The following is an 18,833-nucleotide window of genomic DNA, read 5'->3' as shown; positions in this document are numbered from 1 at the left end:
AGGACCATTCCCTTCCTCGTGATCGTGCCTATCGGTGAGGCTAAACAGCGCATATGACCGCCGCGCGATGTGCGGGGCCATTCAGCGCACCAAGGTCTGCCCGGTCCCTCGAATCCTGGCGCTTTCCTGGCTCACCGTTCCCCACGGTTGCCTCGGCAGGCCGTCGTCCGGCAGCTGTCAGCCCACCCGGCGTGGTCGCATTGCGCCCGGCTCCGGTCGATCGAAGTGGCTTGACTGCGAGGGCTAATGCAACAGAAGCTGTTACAACAAGCAAGGAGGAGTGATGGCGGCCAACAGTCGACTGACCATCGCGACGCATGCACTGGCGTGGCTGGCGTTGGCGCAGCGCCGTGGCCAGGAGGTTCTGACTTCGGACCAGATCGCGGCCAGCGTCAACACCAACCCCGTGATCATCCGGCGCAGCCTCGGTGACCTGCGCCGAGCCGGCCTGGTGGAGGTCCGCCATGGCGCAGGTGCGGGATGGAGTCTGGCCCGTGAGCCCGAGGAGATCACCCTGCTTGAGGTGTATGACGCCGTTGGTGCGCAGCCACTGTTCGGCCTGCACCGCACCGAGCCCAATCTGGAGTGTCCGGTCGGCCGAGGCATCCGGCCCGCCCTGAGCGGCGTCTACGGCCGGGTCGAGCAGGTCATGCGGCAGGAGTTGGCGGGAACGTCGATCGCCGATGTACTTCGCGAGACGCTGGTGAGCTAGCCGACAGGCCGGTACTCAGTCGGTCGGCCTACCGCTTGCTGTAACAAATACGGTTGCAACAATCGAACGAGAAGGAGGACTGGTGAAGGTCTTACGGTGTCCAGTCGTCGAACTGCGGCAGTACACGCTGCATCCGGGACAGCGAGACGTACTGATCGATCTGTTCGACCGGGAGTTCGTGGAGTCCCAGGAGGCAGTGGGTGCCACCGTCCTGGGACAGTTCCGTGATCTGGACGACCCTGACCGGTTCGTGTGGCTCCGCGGCTTCGAAGACATGCCGCGCCGGGCCAAGGCCCTGGAGAGCTTCTACGGCGGGCCGGTCTGGCAGGCACACCGCGACGCGGCGAACGCGACGATGATCGACTCCGACGACGTACTGCTACTGCGGCCGGCCTCGGTGCGCGGTGCATTCCCAGTGCCGGTCGGCGCCCGGCCGATCCCCGGCGAGCCGGCCTCATTGCCACCGTCACTCGTCCTCGCCACGATCTGGTACGGGAACACTCCGTTCGACACGACATTCGTCGAGTTCTTCCAGCAGCACGTGCGACCCTTACTGACCGAGACCGGCGGTGAGCCACTGGCATACCTGCGGTCGGAACACTCCCCGAACACCTTCCCGGCGCTGCCGGTACGGATGAACGAGGAGGTCTTCGTATGGTTCGCACGTTTCGCCGACGAAGGCCACATCGACCAGCACCTGAATCGCTTGCAGCTTTCACAGCGCTGGCGCGAGGAAATACTGCCGACCCTTTCGGAACGGTGGGCCAGAGCCCCACAGCGGCTACGGCTGGCACCCACCGAGCGGTCAGTACTGCGGTGAGTGCCAAGGCGCGCTGGCGATTGTCGTCACCTTCGTTGGATGAGCGGGAGGACGGTCAAGTGATCCGAATCCTGCAAGTGAGCACTCGCCCCGAAGTGTTTGCGCGCAGTGCCGGTGTCCACGAGGCCGGCCCCGCTGCAGCGCCCGTTCGGCACCCTGCGCCGCCTCATCGCGAAGCGAGGGCCGTCGGCCCGTCGTCCAAACGCAGCCACTGCGCTGTCCGGCCAGGTGCGATGCCTTTGTGCCATTCGCAGGCAATCTGCCTCCGGCATCACCGGCGCCCGGCTACACAAGAAGGCTGGGGTGGCGTTCTGCCGTCCCGGTGCAGTGGTGGCCGGCCGATGAGCCCCCCGCACACGCCAAGGCCCGGTGGCGCCCGGCGGCGCCCACCGCGGGCCACGGGTCGGGGGAACGAGGGAGGAGTGATGGCAGCACGTCGACCGCGCCTGCGCTGGAAGAAGCGGACGCGCAGGCAGTTGCAGGGCTGGGGTGCGGTGGTGGCGGTGATCATCGCGGTGTGGGTGGCCGGGCGCTGGTCGGTGGTGTGGCCGGTCCTGCTGGTCGTGCTCGCCGTGGCCGTGGTGGGCGGGGTCGCATGGACGCTGCTGCGGGCGCACCGCCTGGCGGTCGGCCAGGACCGTGCGTGGCGGGAGCAGGAGGAGGCCAGGGCACGGGAGTTGTCGATGGCCGAGGTCGACGCGTTGTCGTGGCGGGAGTTCGAGGCGTACGTCGCCGATCTGTGCCGGCGCGACGGCTGCACGAAGGTCGTCGTCAGCGGCAAGAGCGGCGATCTGGGCGCGGATGTCGTCGGCTACCTGGCCGACGGGCGCAAGCTGGTCGTCCAGTGCAAGAAGTATGCGCCGCACCGGAGTGTGTCCTCGCAGGACATGCAGAAGTTCGTCGGCACCGCCCGCCTCGAACACGGTGCCGACGTCGCCCTGTTCGTCACCACCGGCCGCGCGTTCACGAACGCAGCGCTGGGCCTGGCGCTGCGGCAGGACGTCGTGGCCCTGCACCGCGACCTGCTGGGCTCCTGGGTCAGGGGTGCGCATCTGGAGACCCTGATCCCGTTGAGCGGAAGCGGGGGAGGCACGCGAAGGCGCCCTTCTGCCTGACCGTGCCACCCCGGGGCCGTGGCCGCCTGGCGAAACATCGGCTGGGTACCGCTGTCCTGAACGGCGTCGGCCGGGCTTCCTGGAGGTGGGCGGCTCATTGCCCCAGTTGACGGGGGCACAGCCTGTGGTGCTCAGCGGTGGGTTCTTCGAGAGGGCTCGGGGATTCCAGGTGGGGAGCTGGATCCCCGAGGAACATGGTCCCCTCCGCGTGCGCCAAGTAAGGTGACTCCGCATGATCGAATCCGAGACCGAGATCAGCGAGGACCTGGTCCGCGACCTGCTGCGGGACCAGCACCCGGACTTGGCCGCGCTGCCCATCCGCGAGGTGGCGGGCGGCTGGGGCAACCAGATGTGGCGCCTCGGGGGCGAGTTGGCGGTCCGGATGCAGCGGATGGACACCAACCCGGATCTGCAACTCAAGGAACGCCGGTGGTTGCCGACCCTGGCCTCGCGCCTGCCGCTGCCGATCCCGGTCCCCGTGCGGTACGGCGCGCCGTCCGAGCGCTTCCCCAAGATCTGGACCGTCATGACGTGGGTTGAGGGCACGCCGCTGGACCACGACTCGATCACCCGCAGTGACCACGCGGCCGATGTCCTGGCGGCCTTCCTCAAGGCACTGCATGTGGAGGCGCCCGCCGAAGCACCGGACGCCTCGGACCGTGGCGGTCACCCCAAGGAGTGCACGGAGGGCTTCGAGCGCTTCCTGCGGGCCGTGGACCTGGGCCACTTCGCCGAGGACGACATCCGGGCCGTGTGGGACGACGCTGCCGCGGCTCCCGGATGGCAGGGCCCGCGAGTGTGGGTTCACGGCGACCTGCATCCCGCGAACGTCGTCGTCGCGGAGGGGACCCTGGCGGGCGTCGTCGACTTCGGCGATGTCTTCGCCGGCGACCCGGCCTGGGACCTTGCGGCCGCCTGGGTGCTGCTCCCCGCGGGCGGCGCCTCGCGGTTCTTCGACAGCTATGCGCAGGCGGACGAGGCGGCGGTCAGACGGGCGCGTGGGCTGGCCGCTATGAAGAGCCTGTTCCTGATGCTGATGGGCCAGAACGGGGACCGCGGCCTGCCGGGCGGCAAGCCGAACTGGGGGCTCGCAGGCCGGTCGGCGCTCGAGCGCGTCCTGAAGGGCCTTTGACGTCGGCATCGATCGACCAACGCAGGATGCCCCCGGCCCCTGGCAGGGACGGGCCGGCCGCGCGAGGTTGCGGCTCAGCGGGCGTCCGGGCCGGAAGCGTCCACCTCAAAGCGTCGTCCTGGAAGAGGTGGCCGAGCCTGTCACGGCACCCCCGGACCGGCGGATCCTGCGAGTCGCGATGAGTCCTGCGGCGTCCGGCGGTCGTACTGTCGAACCCGTCGTCAAGGAGGACTTCCGATGCGCAACGTGACCTGTTCGATGAGCGTCTCACTCGACGGCTACATCGTCGGACCGGACGGCGGCTTCGACTGGACGGCGCCCGACGAGGAGGTCTTTCGCCTCGCCACCGACGAGGTGCGGGGGCTCGGCGTCCACCTGCTGGGACGACGGCTGTACGAGACCATGCTGTACTGGGAGACAGCCGATCAGAATCCATCGCTCGACTTCTCGACGCTTGAGTTCGCCGCGATCTGGAAGGCGCTGCCCAAGGTGGTGTTCTCCACCACGCTGCCGGCGGTCCAGGGCAATGCCCGTCTGGCCTCCGGCGGCCTGGCGGAGGAGATCGAGCGGTTGCGGGCCGAGCCGGGAGAGGGGAACATCGCGATCGGTGGCGCGACACTCGCCGCCGAGGCGGCCGCGTCGGGTTTGATCGACGAGTACCGGGTCAGGATTTACCCGGTGCTGGTCGGCGGTGGCATCCCGTTCTTCCCCCAGCACGAGCGCCGGGTGGATCTCGAACTCGTCGAGACCCGCACCTTCGGCTCAAGAATCGTCTGCCTCCGCTACCGCGTGGCGCGCTAGCCGGCTCGTCCGCCGAGCGCCGGGAGAACGGGCCGGCAGCCAGGTTCTCCCAACGGAGACATGCCCACTGGCCGCCGAGGACGAGGGCGGCGCGGCCGACGGCGCCCATCCGGCTCGGGCTGAGGGTACGGCCGCCGGCTCGACGGTACGGGCGGCCAAGCCCCGATTGCCGGGAGGGCAGACCGGGGATGCGGCGCTCCTCCCCCTCGGCCCGCATGACACCGGATCCGCCTCGCCGAACGCCCGCAGGACTGCGGGACACAGCCCTGGCGGAGACCCCGGAGGCATCAGGCACCCTGAAGGGCGCAGGCGGCCCCGGAGCGCATACGCGCCGCGATCCTGGTCGAACACCGAGTCCGGGTGTCTGCTGACACACCGTCGGGCAGCCTCCTCGTGTTCACCGAGGCAGCTCGGTCCGTCAGGCAGGACCTAAGGCATGGCGGCGGCTGCCTTGGGGACGTCGGCCAGTCGCAGGCCGACGTTCACGAGGGCCCAGCCGAGACGGTTGCGGAGATCCCGCGGGCGCCGGGCTGCTGCGGCGAGGCGGTACATGTCGGCTTCGGCGCGGAGTTCGGCGGCACGGAAGCGGTACAGGGCTTGCTGGATCTCGGGGCGCATCGGGCTGTGGCCTTTCATTCCGTGGTGAGGGGGAAGGCGTGCGTGTGGATGCGTACCTGGGCGGTGCGGGCCTCGTCCTCGTCGGAGGCCCGGTCGCGGTAGGTGTCGATGAGCGCGTGCATCTTCTCGACGAGTTCTCGGGTCAGTTCGGGCGTCAGCCGCAGCGTCGCGCTGCTCATTTCAAAGGTGCGGTTCCACTCCTCGGGCCACGCCTGGCGGTTGCCGAGCCAGGTCGACAGGTCCCGGGTCTGGGTCGTCGCCACCTCGTGGAGGTACATGTCGGCGGCCCCGCGCACGTCCGGGTTGGCGTCCGTGAGCAGTGTGTCGTCGAAGCGCAGGCCCTTGTGCACGGCCTTCCACCACCGCTCGCGGCCCCTGCCGCGTTCGGGAGCGTCTTCGATGAAGCCGTGGGCGGCGAGCTGTCGGAGGTGGTAGCTGGTCGCGCCGCTCGACTCGCCCAGCTTTCCGGCGAGTTGGGACGCGGTGGCCGGACCGCCGAAGCGCAGGGCGTCGAGCAGTCGCATGCGAAGTGGGTGTGCGAGCCCGCGCAGGGATCGGGCATCGAGATTGCGGACGTGCGAGTCCTGGGGCTCGTTCATGGGTACAAAGGTAGTGATGCAAAGGAATGCTTGCAATGGGTTCTTTGCAAGTTTCCGCTCAAGCGCAAGCCGAGCCGGGCGCACTACCCTGGGTTCATGCGGCAGGGGGCGGCGGCAGCGGCGGGGGAGTGGCGGGACTGGCGGGTCGGTGACCGGGTCCTCGGGGTGTACGAGGTGACGGGGACTCTCGGGCAGGGCGGCATGGGGCGCGTCCACCGGGTGCGGCACCTGGGGTGGGGAACCGATCTCGCCGTCAAGAGCCCGCGTCCGGAGCTCTTCCGGGACGAGGCGGACAAGGAACGGTTCGTCCGTGAGGCGGAGACGTGGGTGGGGCTGGAACTCCATCCGCACCTGTGCGGATGCCACTACGTGCGCACGATCGACGGAGTGCCGCGGGTGTTCGCGGAGTACGTGAACGGCGGAAGCCTGCGCGAGTCGATCGACGACGGCCTGCTCTACCGGGGAGCACGCGACGAGGTGGTGGGCCGGATACTGGACATCGCGATCCAGATGGCGCGCGGACTGGCGCACGCCCACCTCAGCGGGGTGGTGCACCAGGACGTCAAGCCGGGCAACGTGCTGCTCGACCGGCAGGGCACCGCGAAGATCACCGACTTCGGTCTCGCGCGCGCCCGGCACTTCGGTACCCGAACCCCGTCCGCCGGCCTAGTGGCAGATGGGGCAGTACCCCACGAGACGGCACCTCACGAGACGGCACCTCACAACGCAGCACCTCAGGAGCCGCAGGTGGCACTTGACGAGGCGACACTTCTCGTGACCCACGGCGGATTGACGCCCGCGTACGCCTCACCCGAGCAGGTGCGGGGCACGCCCCTGAGCCGTCGCACCGACGTGTGGAGCTTCGCGGTCAGCGTGCTGGAGATGTTCACGGGGGCGGTGACGTGGGGCGTGGGGTCCGCCGCGGGTGCGGCGCTCGCGGCGTACCGGCTGAGCCCGCCGCCCGACGCCGCGGTGGCCTCGATGCCGGAGGCGCTCGCGGATCTGCTGGAACGCTGTCTGCGCGAGCGCGTCGAGGAGCGGCCCGACGACCTGGCGGCGGTGGCCGGGGAGCTGGCCGAGGTGTACGCACGGGAGGTCGTCCGGCCGTATCCACGCCGGGCGGAGGACGCCGCCGTACACCGGGCCGACGGGCTGAACAACCGGGCGATGTCCCTGCTCGACCTCGGCCGGACGCGGGAGGCGGAGGCCGCGCTGGCCGAGGCGCACGCCGTCGACCCGCAGCACCCGCAGGCCACGTACAACCTCGGGCTGCTGAGGTGGCGGGCCGGCGCGCTCGCGGACGACGCGCTGGTGGACCAGATGGAATCGGCCAGGGCGAGCGCGGAAGGGCCCTCGGCCGCCGACCACCTCCTCGCTCACGTGCACCTCGAACGCGGCGATCACGAGTCCGCCCTGCCCCTCCTGCGTGCGGCGGCCGCGACCGTCGAGGCGACCGCGGACGCGGACGCCGGCACCGCTCTGCGCGACGCTCTCGCGCACGCCGAGCGCGAACACGGCGCCGGGGGGCGCCTGCTCGCCACCTTCACCGGGCACCGGGCGTTCGTGCACGCGGTGAGTCTCAGCGCGGACGGCAGCCGCGCGCTGTCCGGTGACGAAGCCGGGGACGTACGGCTGTGGGACACGGCCACCGGCCGCCCGCGCGCTCTCAAGGGACATCGGGCCGCCGTGCACGCGGTGTCCCTGAGCCCGGACGGCCGCCTCGCCCTGACGGGTGGGCACGACGGCGACGTCCGGGTGTGGGACACCGGAACCGGCCGCTGCCTGCGCGGGCTCTCCGGGCACACCGGCTCGGTCCGCGCCGTCTGCCTCGCCCCCGACGGGAGCACCGCCCTGACCGGTGGCTGGGACGGCACCCTGCGCTGGTGGGACGTGTCCACCGGCCGCTGTCTGCGGGTCGTCGGCTCCCCTGAGGGTCCGGGCGGCGCGGGCCGCGAGATCAACGCCGCCTGCCTGAGCGCCGACGGGCGGCTCGCCCTGTTCGTGGGCGGTCGGACCGTGCTCTGGGACCTGGTGGACGACCGGCCCGTGCGGACCCTGGACCGCGGCACGATCTGGCCGGCCGCGCTGAGCCACGACCGACGGCACGCGCTGACCGGCGGGGACGACCGGGCTCTGGTGTGGTGGGACCTGGCGACCGGCCGGTCCCTGCGCGTCCTACGGGCGGACGCCAGGCCCCCCTGGGCGGCCGGGCTGAGCGCCGACGGGCGGTTCGCGGTGTCCGGGGCCATCGGCGGCACGTTGCGCTGGTGGGAGCCCGCCACCGGGCGTTGTCTGCGCACCTACGACGCGCACTTCTCCCAGGTGACCTCGGTCAGCCTGAGCGCGGACGGACGGCGGGTGCTGACCGGGGGCGACCACCGGGTACGACTGTGGCAGCTGCCCACCCCCGACGCGTACACCGCGCCCTACCAGATCTGCCGTCCCCGCTCCCACACCGAACTCACCCGGTACGACGACCGGGTCGCCGCGCTGCTGGACGCCGCCGAGTCGGCCGCGGGGCGGCAGCGGTACGCGGACGCGCTCGCCCTGGTGGCCGAGGCACGCGCCCTGCCGGGGCACGAGCGGGACACCCGTGCCCTGGCCGCCTGGCACCGGCTCTCGCTGGTCACCGTACGGACAGGGGTGCGGGGCGCCTGGCCCGCCGGGACCGTCGAGCTGCCCACGTCGGGTACGCAGGTCCACGCCACCGCCGACGGCCGGCGCGCCCTGTGCGCGGACCTCGACACCCTGCGTCTGTGGGACTTCGAGAACGGCGGCCGGTGGGTGCGTACCTTCGACGGTCACGACGGAGCGGTCCAGGCCGTCTCCCTCAGCGCCGACGACCGCCTCGCCCTGTCGGGCGGCGAGGACGGGACGGTCCGGCTGTGGGACGTCCGCACCGGTCGCTGCCTGAGCGTCCTTGAGGGGCACGGGGCGAAGGTCCGCTCGGTGAGCTTCAGCGGTGACGGGCGCTTCGCCTTCTCCGGCGGGGAGGACGGTTCCGTGCGCTGGTGGGAACTGGCGACCGGACGGATGCTGCGGGCCTACGAGTACGCAGGCCAGCGGGTGTACTCGGTGTGCCCCAGCGCCGACGGGCGGTTCGTCCTCTCCTCCGGCCAGGGCAGCCGGGCGCGGCTGTGGGAGCTGGACTCCGGCCACCGCGAGCGGACCTTCGAGGACCTCAGCCGCGACGCCACGACGCGGTCGCCGCTGCTGGGGGCCCTGCACTCGGCCCAGCTCACCACGGACGGACGGCACGCGGTGACCGCCAACGGCGACGGGCGGGTGGCGCTGTGGGACGTGGCGGGCGGGCGGCGTCTGCACGTCTTCGAGGAACACGCCGGGAGCGACGGGCACGCGGAGCCGATGACGTCGCTGTCGCTGAGCACGGACGGCCGCTTCGCGCTCGCCGCCAGCTGGGACACGACCGTACGGCTGCTGGACCTGCGGGCCGGACGCTGCCTGCGCACCCTGGGCGGGCACCGGCGCTGGGTGCTGTCGGTCCATCTGAGCGCCGACGGGCGGTACGCGGTCTCCACCGGGACGGACCGGACCCTGCGCCGGTGGGAGCTCGACTGGGAGCTGGAGGCCAGGGAGCCGGCGGACTGGGACGAGGGTGCCCGCCCGCACCTGGAGGCGTTCCTCGCCACGCACACACCGTTCGGGCGGCCTGTGCCGCACGACCTCCAGATGGTGTCGTACGACCCCCGGCTGGCCCGGCATGGAGAGCCGGTGTGGTCCGACGCCGACGCGGACCTGCTGCTGCGTCACCTCGCCCGGGCCGGATACGGGTGGCTGCGGGCGGACGGTGTGCGGGCGGAGCTGGAGCGGATGGCCGCGGCCTGGCAGGGTCCGCGCCCGCTGCCCGCACCACGGCGGGAGCCGACACCGGCGCGGGTGCTCAGTTCAGCAAGGTCTCGATATCGGGCTTGGCGAGGACGCCGGCGCAGCTGACGCAGACCGGCCTGCGCAGCACACGCCGGGTCACGCACCGGTCGCAGAAGTAGGCGCGGCAGCCCGCACAGTGCCAGAAGACCACGGCCCAGTGCTCCGGGTCTTTCCTGGCGACCGGGTTGCCGCCCGGGACGCGCGACACCGACAGCAGGCGATCACAGCCCCTCCTGGAACACATCATGACGGCCATGGAACGGACCGTAGCAGCGCGGGGAGACGGATGACAGTGCCTGGGCAACAGCAGGCCGGCGATCAGGAGTTGGAGGCGCCCCCGCCTCCCGTGTGACTGCCGCCCGCCGTACGGGTCAGCCGCCGGGCCTCGTCCTCGATCCTGCGGACCACGCTGCCGCCGCTGCCGTCGTCCACCCCGCTGGCCAGCAACTGCGCGGCGACCGTGGTGAAGTACTGCGCGGCGGCCAGCACATGGCCGTAGGCGTCGACGGCCTCGCCGCTTCCCAGCCGCAGCAGCGCCTGGGAAGCGTCGCTCATCACCCGGACGACCTGCTGCGAGAGCTGCGCGCGGGTCTCGGCGGGCAGCCCCACCGCCCGCCCCAACTGCCGTTGGATGCTGTTGCAGGACCGCTCCAGCTCCTCCAGCAGCGCGAAGTCACGGCGCACCGGGGGACCGACCACCGCCGACGGGTACGAGCTGTTCCGCAGCAGCAGGTGGGTGAGCACCTGCGGCTCGTACCGGTGCAGGTCGATGGCGTGGGTGGCACCCAGCGCGGGCCGGAAGCACGGATGGATGTGGAACTCCGTCTCGTGCGGCTGTACGGGCACGTGGGCCCCGCCCGTGTAGACCACGTCATTGCCGCGCCGTACCCCGAGGAAGCCCACCCCGTACAGCGTGTCGACCACGCCGGGCGCGGTGAGCCCCTCGGCGTACGCGGGGTACTGGCGGTGGAGCGTCTCGGCGACGGTGTCGAAGCGGGCTTCCAGCGCACTGCGCATCACCACGTAGCCGGTGTTCTGGAACATCACGAACAGCTGTGCCAGGAAGGGGTGGGTGACCAGGTACTCCTTCGCCAGGTCCTGCAGCTTCCACTCCGAGAACTGCCGGGTGGCGAGCAGGACATCGCTCTCGTGGATGCTCTCGTGTCCCCGCTCGACGGCGGTGTCCCGGCACACGTTGAGGTACTGGATCGCGTCGCGCGGGCGGGGCAGGGCGCGGCCGAAGAGGAAGTCGGCGGTGTCCTCGCCGCCCACGGCCGGCGGGAAGATCTCCCGCCACAGCCGGTCCCCGGTCAGCTCGGCGCCGGCCGACGCCCGGGCCCGGGCGAGAGCGAGGTCCCGCAGGCCGCCGGCGGTCCACTGGATGCGCAGCTCCTCGCTGTGGAACTTGTCGCCCTCGCTGAAGTTGAGGGTGTCGTAGATGTCGGAGCGCAGGAAGAGCAGACAGCGCAGCGCCTTGCCGTACGCGCCCGAGACGTGCTTCGCCGCCAGCAGCAGCCCGATGACCATGGCGTTGCTGTCCGGGTCGCTCGACCAGATCTGCTCCAGCTGGTCCACGAGCAGCAGGAGCGGGGCGTGCGAGCCCGCGCAGTCCAGATCGGCGAACGCCTCCGCCACGCCCCGCTCGACGACCTCCAGCTGACGTGCGGCGCGGGCGCCTTCGGAGGCCGGCGGGGCCCCGCCCAGATCCACCGCCGCCTTGACGCCGAAGGCTTCGAGGGACAGCGACGTCTGCAGCCCGGTCACGCCGTGGAGCAGCCGGTCGTACAGGCCGGGCTCGTCCGAGGACTCGCCGTTCGCGCGGAGGAACCGCCGCAGCGTCTTCACCGGGCGGGGCAGCCGGCGCAGCCCGTGCACCTGCTTGGCGTGGGCGACGATGTGCCGCGCGGCCTGGACGGCGAAGACGTAACGCCAGATCAGCGACTTGGCCGTGTCACCGGTGAGCCCCTGCAACTCGAACCGGCGGATCTCGTCGCCCGCCGCGTCGTCGGGGGTGATCAGGGCGGTGCCGCCCGGGTGGACGCCGTCGGCGGTCAGATGCATGCAGATGGCGCTCTTGCCGGAGCCCTTGCGGCCGATGATGAGCATCTTGCGGCCGGACACGGCCGCGTCGTAGGCGGCGGTCCGCAGGAACCCCTCCCGTAGCAGACCGTCGGACATGTCCCGCTCGGCGTCCTCCCGCCCGAAGTAGAGGCGCTCGACCACACCCGACGGCCCCGTCATGGATCCCCCAACTCCGCTGCTGCGCTCGCTCCTTCATGCGCATGATGCCAGCTTGCGGCCATCGGTTCCCGCCGCTTTCCACCAGGGCGTCGGACGGTCCGGCCGGACTGCGCCGCCGTGATCACGGCCGCGAGCAGCTGCGGCTCATGCCGTGCAGGCAGTCGAGGACCAGTACGGCTCGGCGGCGAGGTCACACGCCGGTGAGGCCGGTCATGGGCAGCACGTACCCCCTCCGTACCCACTTCCGGTGCGGTCCGAGCACGGGCTCGGTCAGGACGACGGGTGGCATGCGGGGTCCACCGAGGGGTCCGGTAGGTAGACCTTCCGTTCCTGTGGAGTCAGGTCCCGGTTGACGGCGCGACAGATCTTGTCGATCGCTGAAGCAGGTTTCACGACGGTGGTGTCTCTCAGCCACACGGTGTGATCTTTGCTGCCGCTGGCGAGGGTCTTGCCGTCCGGGCTCAGGTCCACGGACCACACCTCGTCCGTGTGGCCCGTCAGGACGGCGCGGCTCCTGTGCGTGACCATGTCCCACAAGCGCACGGTCCGGTCATCACTGCCACTGGCGAGAGTCCGCCCGTCGGGGCTGAAGGCTACGTCGTTCACCACTCCCGTGTGACCCGTCAAGGCGGTGATGTCCCGGTGGCCGGCAACGTCCCACAACCGCACGGTGTGGTCGTCACAGCCGGCCGCGAGCGTCTTTCCGTCGGGGCTGAAAGCCACCGACTCCACCGGTCCGCTGGAGCCCGTCAAGGTGACAGAGGCGGCGTTGGTGGTGAACAGCTCGACACTGCCATCGCCGAGGCCGACGGCAAGGTGGTGTCCGTCCGGACTGTACGCCACCGATGTGACGACCTCGGCCTGGTCCAGACTCCCCAGATGCGCTCCGGTGGCCACGTTCCAGAGGCGCACGGACTGGTCGGTGCTCCCGGTCGCAAGCGTCTTCCCGTTCGCACTGAACGCCACCGCGGTCACCTCGCCGTCGTGGCCCTTGAGGGTACGGGCCCTGCCGGTGGCCACGTCCCACAACCGCACGGTGAGGTCGGAACCGCCGGTGGCGAGGGTCTTCCCGTCAGGACTGTACGCGACCGACTTCACCCAGCCTTTATGGCCCCTCAACGTGGTGCGGGTCCTGCCGGAGGCAACGTCCCACAACCGCACGGTCTGGTCGCCGCTCGCCGTCGCGAGAGTCCTCCCGTCCGGGCTGAACGCCACGGAGAAGACCCAGCTCGCGTGGCCGGTCAATGTGGTGCGGGCCTTGCTGCTGGTCACGTCCCACAACCGCACGGTGCCGTCCTTGCTGCTGGTGGCGAGAGTCTTTCCGTCCGGACTGAACGTCACCGCCTGGAGCGCTTGCGCGTGGCCGCTCAACGTGATGCGGGCTCTGCCGGTGGCCACGTCCCACAGCCGCGCGTTCTGGTCGGCGCCGGCCGTCGCGAGGGTCTGCCCGTCGGGGCTGAACGCCACGGCGGTCACCCAGTCCGTATGGCCGGGCAAGGTCGCGCGGGCTCTTCCGGTGGCCACGTCCCACAGTCGCGCGTTCTGGTCGGCGCTGCCGGTCGCGAGGGTCTTCCCGTCCGGGCTGAACGCCGTCGCGATGACGATGTTCGTGTGACCGGTCAACTTTGCCCGTGACCGGCCTGTGGACACGTCCCACAGCCGCGCGGTCTGATCGACACTGGCTGTCGCGAGGGTCTTCCCGTCGGGACTGAACGCGATCGACCAGATCGAGTCGGTATGGCCGGTCAAAGGAGCGCGGGCTTCGCGGCTCGCCACGTTCCACAGCCGCACGGTCCGGTCGTCACCGGCGCCGGCGACGGTTTTCCCGTCCGGGCTGAACGCCACCGCGTTCACCGGCCCGTTGGGGCCCCTCAACGTAGCGACGGGCCGGCGAGTGGCCACGTTCCACAGTCGTACGGTCTTGTCTTCGCCACAGGTGGCCAGGGTCTTGCCGTCCGGACTGAACACGACGCACCCCAAACCGCCTTGGTGACCCGTCAGTACGGCAGGGCTCCGGTCGCTCTCCATGTCCCACAGCCGTACCGTGCCGTCGCCGCCGGCGCTGGCGAGGGTCTTCCCGTCGGGACTGAACGCCACCGCGTTCACCCAGTTGTTGTGGCCCACCAGCCGTCTCTTCAGCGGCAGCGCCGCGACGCTCTGCAGACTCTCGACAGACTCCGGGGTGGGGCTGGTGCGGTAGGCCTCGATGGCCAGAAGAGCGGCCACGTCCGGGTTTCCACTGATGAGCGTAGCGGACCGTGCCGCAAGCTGTCGTGACAGCGCCGCCTGCCGTTCCTCCGCGACCGTGCGCCACTCCCAGACAGCGCCTGCCACCGCGAGGAGGGCAAGAACGAGCAGAGTGGCCAGCACCCGGTTGAGACGCTTGCTGCGGCGGATGACGGATAGCTGGCGCTCGTGGCTGGCGGCGAGGAACGCGGTGATGTCGCCCGGCAGGTGGCGCTGCTGGGACCAGTCGAGTCCTTCGGCGAGTGCCGTACCCCCCAGCAGATCTCCTGGATCGTGCGTCTCCGCCCAGCGGACCCGCTGCTCGCGCGTGTGGTCGAGCCACTCGTGGAAGCGATGGTCCTGTCCGACCCACGCGCGCAGAGTGCCCCAGTCCCGGATCAGCGCCTCGTGGATCAGTTCGGCCACCGGCAGCGCGGGAGGGGCGTCGGAGGGCCCCGACGCACTCGGCGTGTGCGTGGTGATGATGCGGTGCCGGATGAGCACCGCGAAGACCTCGTCGATGGCCCGGCCGCTCTCAGGGCCACCGTGGGGGTCGGCCGCCAGCTCGCGCAGCTCCTGAAGGGGCACCTGCGCCCGGATGGCGGGAATGTGATGGTCGGGATCGGCGGGCCGGACCAGCGCGGTGAGGGCCCGCTGCGCGATGGGCCGGTGTTCCGGCGGCAGCTGGTCCAGGGCGGTGTCGCACCACGTGGTCAGACTGCCGACGACCCCGCCGATACGTCGGTAGGCGTCATGCGTGAGGCATCCGTTCCGACGTCGTTTCCACAACTCGCTGAGTGTCAGCTCCAGCAGGGGCAGTACGGTCACCGGTACCCGGCGGACGAGGGTGCCCTCGGGGCTGGTGGCCAGGACGTCGCCGATGATGCGCTCGGGCAGCCCGGACTCCAGGCAGGCGCCCACGCTCTCGGCGGGAAGGGTGATGATGTCGTGCAGGTCGGACTCGCTCAGGGTCCCCGGTACGTTGAGGAGTCCCGGCATCGCGGCTTCCAGCAGCCTCGGCGCGAGGGCGGCCTGCTGTGGGTAGAAGTCGTCACGCATGATCAGGATCACGCTCAGCCGGGCGTGCGCCTTGACCGCGGTGGTGAGCTGGTCCGTGGCGGCGAGCCGGGCGGCGAGATGCTCCTGCCGGCGGCCGTTGTAGGGCTCGGTGAGCAGCTCCTCGAACTGGTCGATGACCAGCAGGAGGCGCTCGTGGCCCGGTTCGGCCGCGAGTCTGCGGGCGACGGCTTCGGCGATCCCGTCCCCGGCCGCCCCGGGCAGTCCCGCGCGCTCCAGCTCCGCCAGCAGATCCTGTCGCGGCCGGGCGAGGACGGGCAGCCATGTGTCGCTCCCCGGCAACGCGCCCGCGGCCAGAGCGGGCAACACTCCCGCCTGCACCAGGGACGACTTGCCCGAGCCGGACGGCCCCAGCAACAGGACCACCCGCTGCTGGTGAGCGAGGTTCGACAGGACCTGCCGTACCGCCTCGTCCTGTCCATGGAACCACTGGGCGTGTTCCGCGGTGAACGGCTCCAGCCCGCGGTAGGGACACACGTCGTGCTCAGCCAGACCGGGCCATGTCTCCCGAAGCGTCTGCGCGGGCGTGACGTAGGCGATGCCCTGCCCCCGCTCGTACTCGTCGAGGGCGGTGATCTCGGTGACCATGCCGATGACCAGGCCGGTCACCTCGTCCACGACGGGTGCGCCGCTGAACCCGGTGGTCAGGTCGTTCGCGGCGGTCAGCTGGAGATGCGCCCCCCTGCTGTCGGTGGCCGGCAGCAGATCCCCGGCCACGCCGAAGCCGAAGTGGCCTCCCGCCGGGGCCTGGGCCGGAAACCCGAACGAGCGCACCGTATGACCCCGGCATCCCGTCGCCGACCCCAGCCGCAACGCCGTCACGCCCTCGACCCCGCCGCTCAACCGGATCACGGCCACGTCGACGTCCTCCGGTGCGCGCCACCCCTCCACCTGCACCGCACCCTCCATCCGCGGGGCCCCGGGCGCGTGCGGAAACGCGAGCCTCACCGTGTCACCCGGTCCGGCTCCGGCCGCCAGCGTGACATGCGCGCAGGTGACGACGATGTCCTCCGTGACCAGGAAACCGGCCCCGGCCACTTCTCCGTCCGGTCTCAGGACCTGGGCGACAGCGGCGAGCAGTCCGGACGCGCCCCCGCTGCCGACGCCCGTACGCGTGCCGTCCACCCGATCACTCCAGGTCTTCCGCAGCGCCGCCGGGGCCGCCTCGCCGCCAGGCCGCCGTCACCCTGATGCGGCAGCCGGCTCCGCCCATGGTGATCACGGCCCCGACGTGCGTCGCGAGGCCGGACCGACAACCCCCGACCACCGGGGAATCACCAGCAGGACATGTCAAGGCTCCTCCTCCAGGTGGGTGACGGCATCGGCGCCACCGACTGGTCGGTGACCGTGCCGACGCTCTTCTGCCCTGAGCATCGCCAGGGCCGGCGCCCACCGCATCCGGATTCGGCCGTACGGACGGCAGGGCGCCTGTGTACGGGTACAAGGAGCAGGTCCCGGACCGTGTCCAGGACCTGGTAGGGGGTGAGGCCGGCGTCGGGGGAGCCGCCGGGCGGGGGCCGCGCGTCGGCCTCTGTCCGCTAGCTGGTCACCGCACACTGCCCGCGGTCCGCGGCCTTCGGTCCCTCCGCGGTGGGGCGGACGTCGAAGTCGAAGATCCCGGTCGGCAGGTAGAGGGAGCAGCAGGCGTTCGGGATGTCGACGATTCCGCTGATGCGCCCCTCGATGGGGGCCGCGCCGAGCAGCAGGTAGGCCTGCTCTCCCGTGTAGCCGAACCTCTTCAGGTACTCGACGGCGTTGAGACAGGCACGGCGGTAGGCGACCGTCGCGTCCAGGTAGTAGTTCGTGTCGGTGTCATGGTCCACGGAGATGCCGATGAACGACATGAATTCCGTGTACCGCGGCTCGACGTTGCCCGGCATGAAGACGGGGTTGGTGCTGATGCCGTACTTCTCCATGCCGCCCTTGATGAGATCGACGTGGAAGTCGATGTAACCGCCCATCTCGATGGCGCCGCAGAAGGTGATCTCACCGTCTCCCTGGCTGAAGTGCAGATCTCCACCCGACAGCTTGGCGTCCTTGACGTGGACGGGGTAGAAGACGCGCGATCCACGGGTGAAGTTCTTGATGTCGTGGTTGCCTCCGTTCTCCCGGGCAGGGACGGTGCGCGCGCCCTCCTGGGCTATGCGTTCGGCATCCGATCCCGTCGCCTGGCCACCGAGGGCCTGGTCAGGGTCGGGCGTGAGCCCCAGCGGCGGGATACGGTCCGGGTCGGTGTCGACCAGGGCCTGCTCTCGCCTGTTCCACCGCTCCAGCAGCTCCGCGGACGGCGCTGTGCCGAAGAGGCCGGGGTGTGTGATGCCGGTGAAGCGGACGCCGGGAAGGTGCCTGGACGTCGCCACCTGGCCGTGGAACTCCCATATCGCCTTGTAGGCGTCCGGGAAGTAGTCGGTCAGGAATCCTCCACCGTTGGCCTTGGCGAAGACGCCGGTGTACCCCCAGCCCTGACCGGGGGCGTCCCCGACCTGCTGGGGCACCGGACCGAGGTCAAGGATGTCCACGATCAGCAGGTCACCCGGCTCCGCGCCCTCGACGCCGATCGGCCCGCTGAGCATGTGGGCTCGCTTGAGGTCGACGTCACGCACATCGTTGGCGGAATCGTTGTTGCCGATCTGCGCGTCGGTCCACTCGCGGCATTCGACGCGGAACTCGTCCCCCGGGCGGACCATGGCAACAGTCGGTACGTCCGGATGCCACCTGTTGTGTCCGGGCACGTCCTGGTCACGCATCGACCGGGACTGATCGACGCTGAAGATCACTTCAGGCATGTCAACTCCTCGTGTTGCTTCCCTCAGGAGGGTCAGCCGTGGCTTCCGGCCGGATATCCCGAGGTGCCGTAATCCTGCACAGGCGTGCGGGGAGTCCTACGGCGGAGTACGAACCAGAGTGCGGCGAAGGTCAGTACGCCGAAGGCGCCCAACGCGATCGCCGTTTCGGAGTAGTTCCCCGGGACCCAGTAACCGGTCAGGAGCAGATATGCCGGGATGACACCGGTCACCCAGCCCTCGATCGCGGTCACCCAGCCCACATACGTCGTCAGCGCCTCGATTTTCAGCCCCAGCAGCAGGAAGAAGAGGAACCAGAGGAATGCCCAGTAGAGCCATATCACGCCGAATGGCTTATCGTTCACGAGTCGGAAACTGACGAACGAATAGCCAAGGGCCACGATAGCCACGAACAGTGAGTAATAACCCACACCGGTCGTGTCCAGACCCATGAGCAGCCCGATTCCTACGTAGAGGTACGTGAAGCCGAAGAGGAAAATGCCCGACGCCAGCATGATGCGCCTGGGATCATCGTTCGCGGCGATGATGAGATATGTGGGTGTGAGGACCTGGAGTCCACCCACGAAGAGGTTGAACACGGCTGCTGCCCGGCTGTCCACCTTTCCCAGCAGCATCAACCCGTTCATGAACAGCACAGCGCCGACGAAGAGAAGTCCGACGTTGGCCAAGAGGACACACCTCCCGCAGTTTCCGCTCCCGTCGGTGGCACGCCCGCAAGCGGTCATGCGACCACAAGCCGGTGCGCGCGGTTCCGCGCCATGGCCGCCGGGAAGACGCACACCCTCGCGCCGGCCCGGCCT

13 protein-coding genes are annotated in these 18,833 nt (G+C 70.4%); 6 read left to right on the top strand and 7 right to left on the bottom strand.

Annotation, left to right across the window (positions count from 1 at the left end; all coding sequences use genetic code 11):
• Positions 1 to 283: 283 nt before the first annotated feature.
• The 5 genes from C3492_RS14275 (at position 284) to C3492_RS14255 (ending at position 4,580) form a co-directional block, all read left to right on the top strand.
• Positions 284 to 712: an Rrf2 family transcriptional regulator gene (locus tag C3492_RS14275; protein ID WP_103812127.1), complete on the top strand. Its 429-nt coding sequence runs from the start codon at positions 284 to 286 to the stop codon at positions 710 to 712.
• Between the two features lie 82 nt (positions 713 to 794).
• Positions 795 to 1,532, top strand: a complete 738-nt coding sequence (locus C3492_RS14270; RefSeq protein WP_103812126.1) for an NIPSNAP family protein — start codon at positions 795 to 797, stop codon at positions 1,530 to 1,532.
• Positions 1,533 to 1,957: 425 nt separating this feature from the next.
• On the top strand, positions 1,958 to 2,647 hold the full coding sequence (locus tag C3492_RS14265) for a restriction endonuclease (RefSeq protein ID WP_103812125.1): 690 nt from the start codon (positions 1,958 to 1,960) through the stop codon (positions 2,645 to 2,647).
• Between the two features lie 232 nt (positions 2,648 to 2,879).
• On the top strand, positions 2,880 to 3,779 hold the full coding sequence (locus C3492_RS14260; protein ID WP_103812124.1) for an aminoglycoside phosphotransferase family protein: 900 nt from the start codon (positions 2,880 to 2,882) through the stop codon (positions 3,777 to 3,779).
• A 237-nt stretch (positions 3,780 to 4,016) separates the two neighbouring features.
• Positions 4,017 to 4,580, top strand: a complete 564-nt coding sequence (locus C3492_RS14255) for a dihydrofolate reductase family protein (RefSeq protein ID WP_103812123.1) — start codon at positions 4,017 to 4,019, stop codon at positions 4,578 to 4,580.
• A 429-nt stretch (positions 4,581 to 5,009) separates the two neighbouring features.
• Here the strand turns inward: C3492_RS14255 and C3492_RS14250 are convergent, their stop codons facing one another.
• Positions 5,010 to 5,198, bottom strand: a complete 189-nt coding sequence (locus tag C3492_RS14250; protein ID WP_103812122.1) for a hypothetical protein — start codon at positions 5,196 to 5,198, stop codon at positions 5,010 to 5,012.
• A 14-nt stretch (positions 5,199 to 5,212) separates the two neighbouring features.
• Entirely contained in the window at positions 5,213 to 5,797 is a 585-nt protein-coding gene (locus C3492_RS14245) for a transcriptional regulator (RefSeq protein ID WP_103812121.1), read from the bottom strand.
• A 96-nt stretch (positions 5,798 to 5,893) separates the two neighbouring features.
• Here C3492_RS14245 and C3492_RS14240 point away from each other — a divergent pair, with 96 nt between their 5' ends.
• Entirely contained in the window at positions 5,894 to 9,751 is a 3,858-nt protein-coding gene (locus C3492_RS14240) for a WD40 repeat domain-containing serine/threonine protein kinase (protein ID WP_103812120.1), read from the top strand.
• On the opposite strand, the gene C3492_RS44180 is transcribed toward C3492_RS14240, so the two are convergent.
• From C3492_RS44180 to C3492_RS14220, 5 genes are all read right to left on the bottom strand, one after another.
• The gene (locus C3492_RS44180) at positions 9,699 to 9,941 is read right to left on the bottom strand and encodes a hypothetical protein (RefSeq protein ID WP_146075686.1); all 243 of its coding nucleotides are present in this window, start codon (positions 9,939 to 9,941) and stop codon (positions 9,699 to 9,701) included. The two genes, C3492_RS14240 and C3492_RS44180, sit on opposite strands and share 53 nt — an antisense overlap.
• A 62-nt stretch (positions 9,942 to 10,003) precedes the next feature.
• The gene (locus C3492_RS14235; RefSeq protein ID WP_103812119.1) at positions 10,004 to 11,926 is read right to left on the bottom strand and encodes a P-loop ATPase, Sll1717 family; all 1,923 of its coding nucleotides are present in this window, start codon (positions 11,924 to 11,926) and stop codon (positions 10,004 to 10,006) included.
• A gap of 270 nt (positions 11,927 to 12,196) precedes the next feature.
• Positions 12,197 to 16,354, bottom strand: a complete 4,158-nt coding sequence (locus tag C3492_RS14230; protein ID WP_103812118.1) for a trypsin-like peptidase domain-containing protein — start codon at positions 16,352 to 16,354, stop codon at positions 12,197 to 12,199.
• A 413-nt stretch (positions 16,355 to 16,767) separates the two neighbouring features.
• Complete coding sequence (gene fmdA / locus C3492_RS14225) at positions 16,768 to 18,015, bottom strand: formamidase (RefSeq protein ID WP_103812117.1); 1,248 nt, start codon at positions 18,013 to 18,015, stop codon at positions 16,768 to 16,770.
• A gap of 32 nt (positions 18,016 to 18,047) precedes the next feature.
• The gene (locus tag C3492_RS14220) at positions 18,048 to 18,701 is read right to left on the bottom strand and encodes an AmiS/UreI family transporter (protein ID WP_103812116.1); all 654 of its coding nucleotides are present in this window, start codon (positions 18,699 to 18,701) and stop codon (positions 18,048 to 18,050) included.
• Between the last annotated feature and the right edge of the window lie 132 nt (positions 18,702 to 18,833).

The organism is Streptomyces sp. Ru62 (assembly GCF_002920615.1).
Classification (GTDB): Bacteria; Actinomycetota; Actinomycetes; order Streptomycetales; family Streptomycetaceae; genus Streptomyces.
This window is presented reverse-complemented; position numbering and strand designations above follow the sequence as displayed.

Coding starts and splice junctions, on each gene's coding strand:
- C3492_RS14275 (WP_103812127.1), top strand. CDS start 284: ATGGCGGCCAACAGTCGACTGACCATCGCGACGCATGCACTGGCGTGG.
- C3492_RS14265 (WP_103812125.1), top strand. CDS start 1,958: ATGGCAGCACGTCGACCGCGCCTGCGCTGGAAGAAGCGGACGCGCAGG.
- C3492_RS14260 (WP_103812124.1), top strand. CDS start 2,880: ATGATCGAATCCGAGACCGAGATCAGCGAGGACCTGGTCCGCGACCTG.
- C3492_RS14255 (WP_103812123.1), top strand. CDS start 4,017: ATGCGCAACGTGACCTGTTCGATGAGCGTCTCACTCGACGGCTACATC.
- C3492_RS14250 (WP_103812122.1), bottom strand. CDS start 5,198: ATGCGCCCCGAGATCCAGCAAGCCCTGTACCGCTTCCGTGCCGCCGAA.
- C3492_RS14245 (WP_103812121.1), bottom strand. CDS start 5,797: ATGAACGAGCCCCAGGACTCGCACGTCCGCAATCTCGATGCCCGATCC.
- C3492_RS14240 (WP_103812120.1), top strand. CDS start 5,894: ATGCGGCAGGGGGCGGCGGCAGCGGCGGGGGAGTGGCGGGACTGGCGG.
- C3492_RS44180 (WP_146075686.1), bottom strand. CDS start 9,941: ATGGCCGTCATGATGTGTTCCAGGAGGGGCTGTGATCGCCTGCTGTCG.
- C3492_RS14235 (WP_103812119.1), bottom strand. CDS start 11,926: ATGACGGGGCCGTCGGGTGTGGTCGAGCGCCTCTACTTCGGGCGGGAG.
- fmdA (WP_103812117.1), bottom strand. CDS start 18,015: ATGCCTGAAGTGATCTTCAGCGTCGATCAGTCCCGGTCGATGCGTGAC.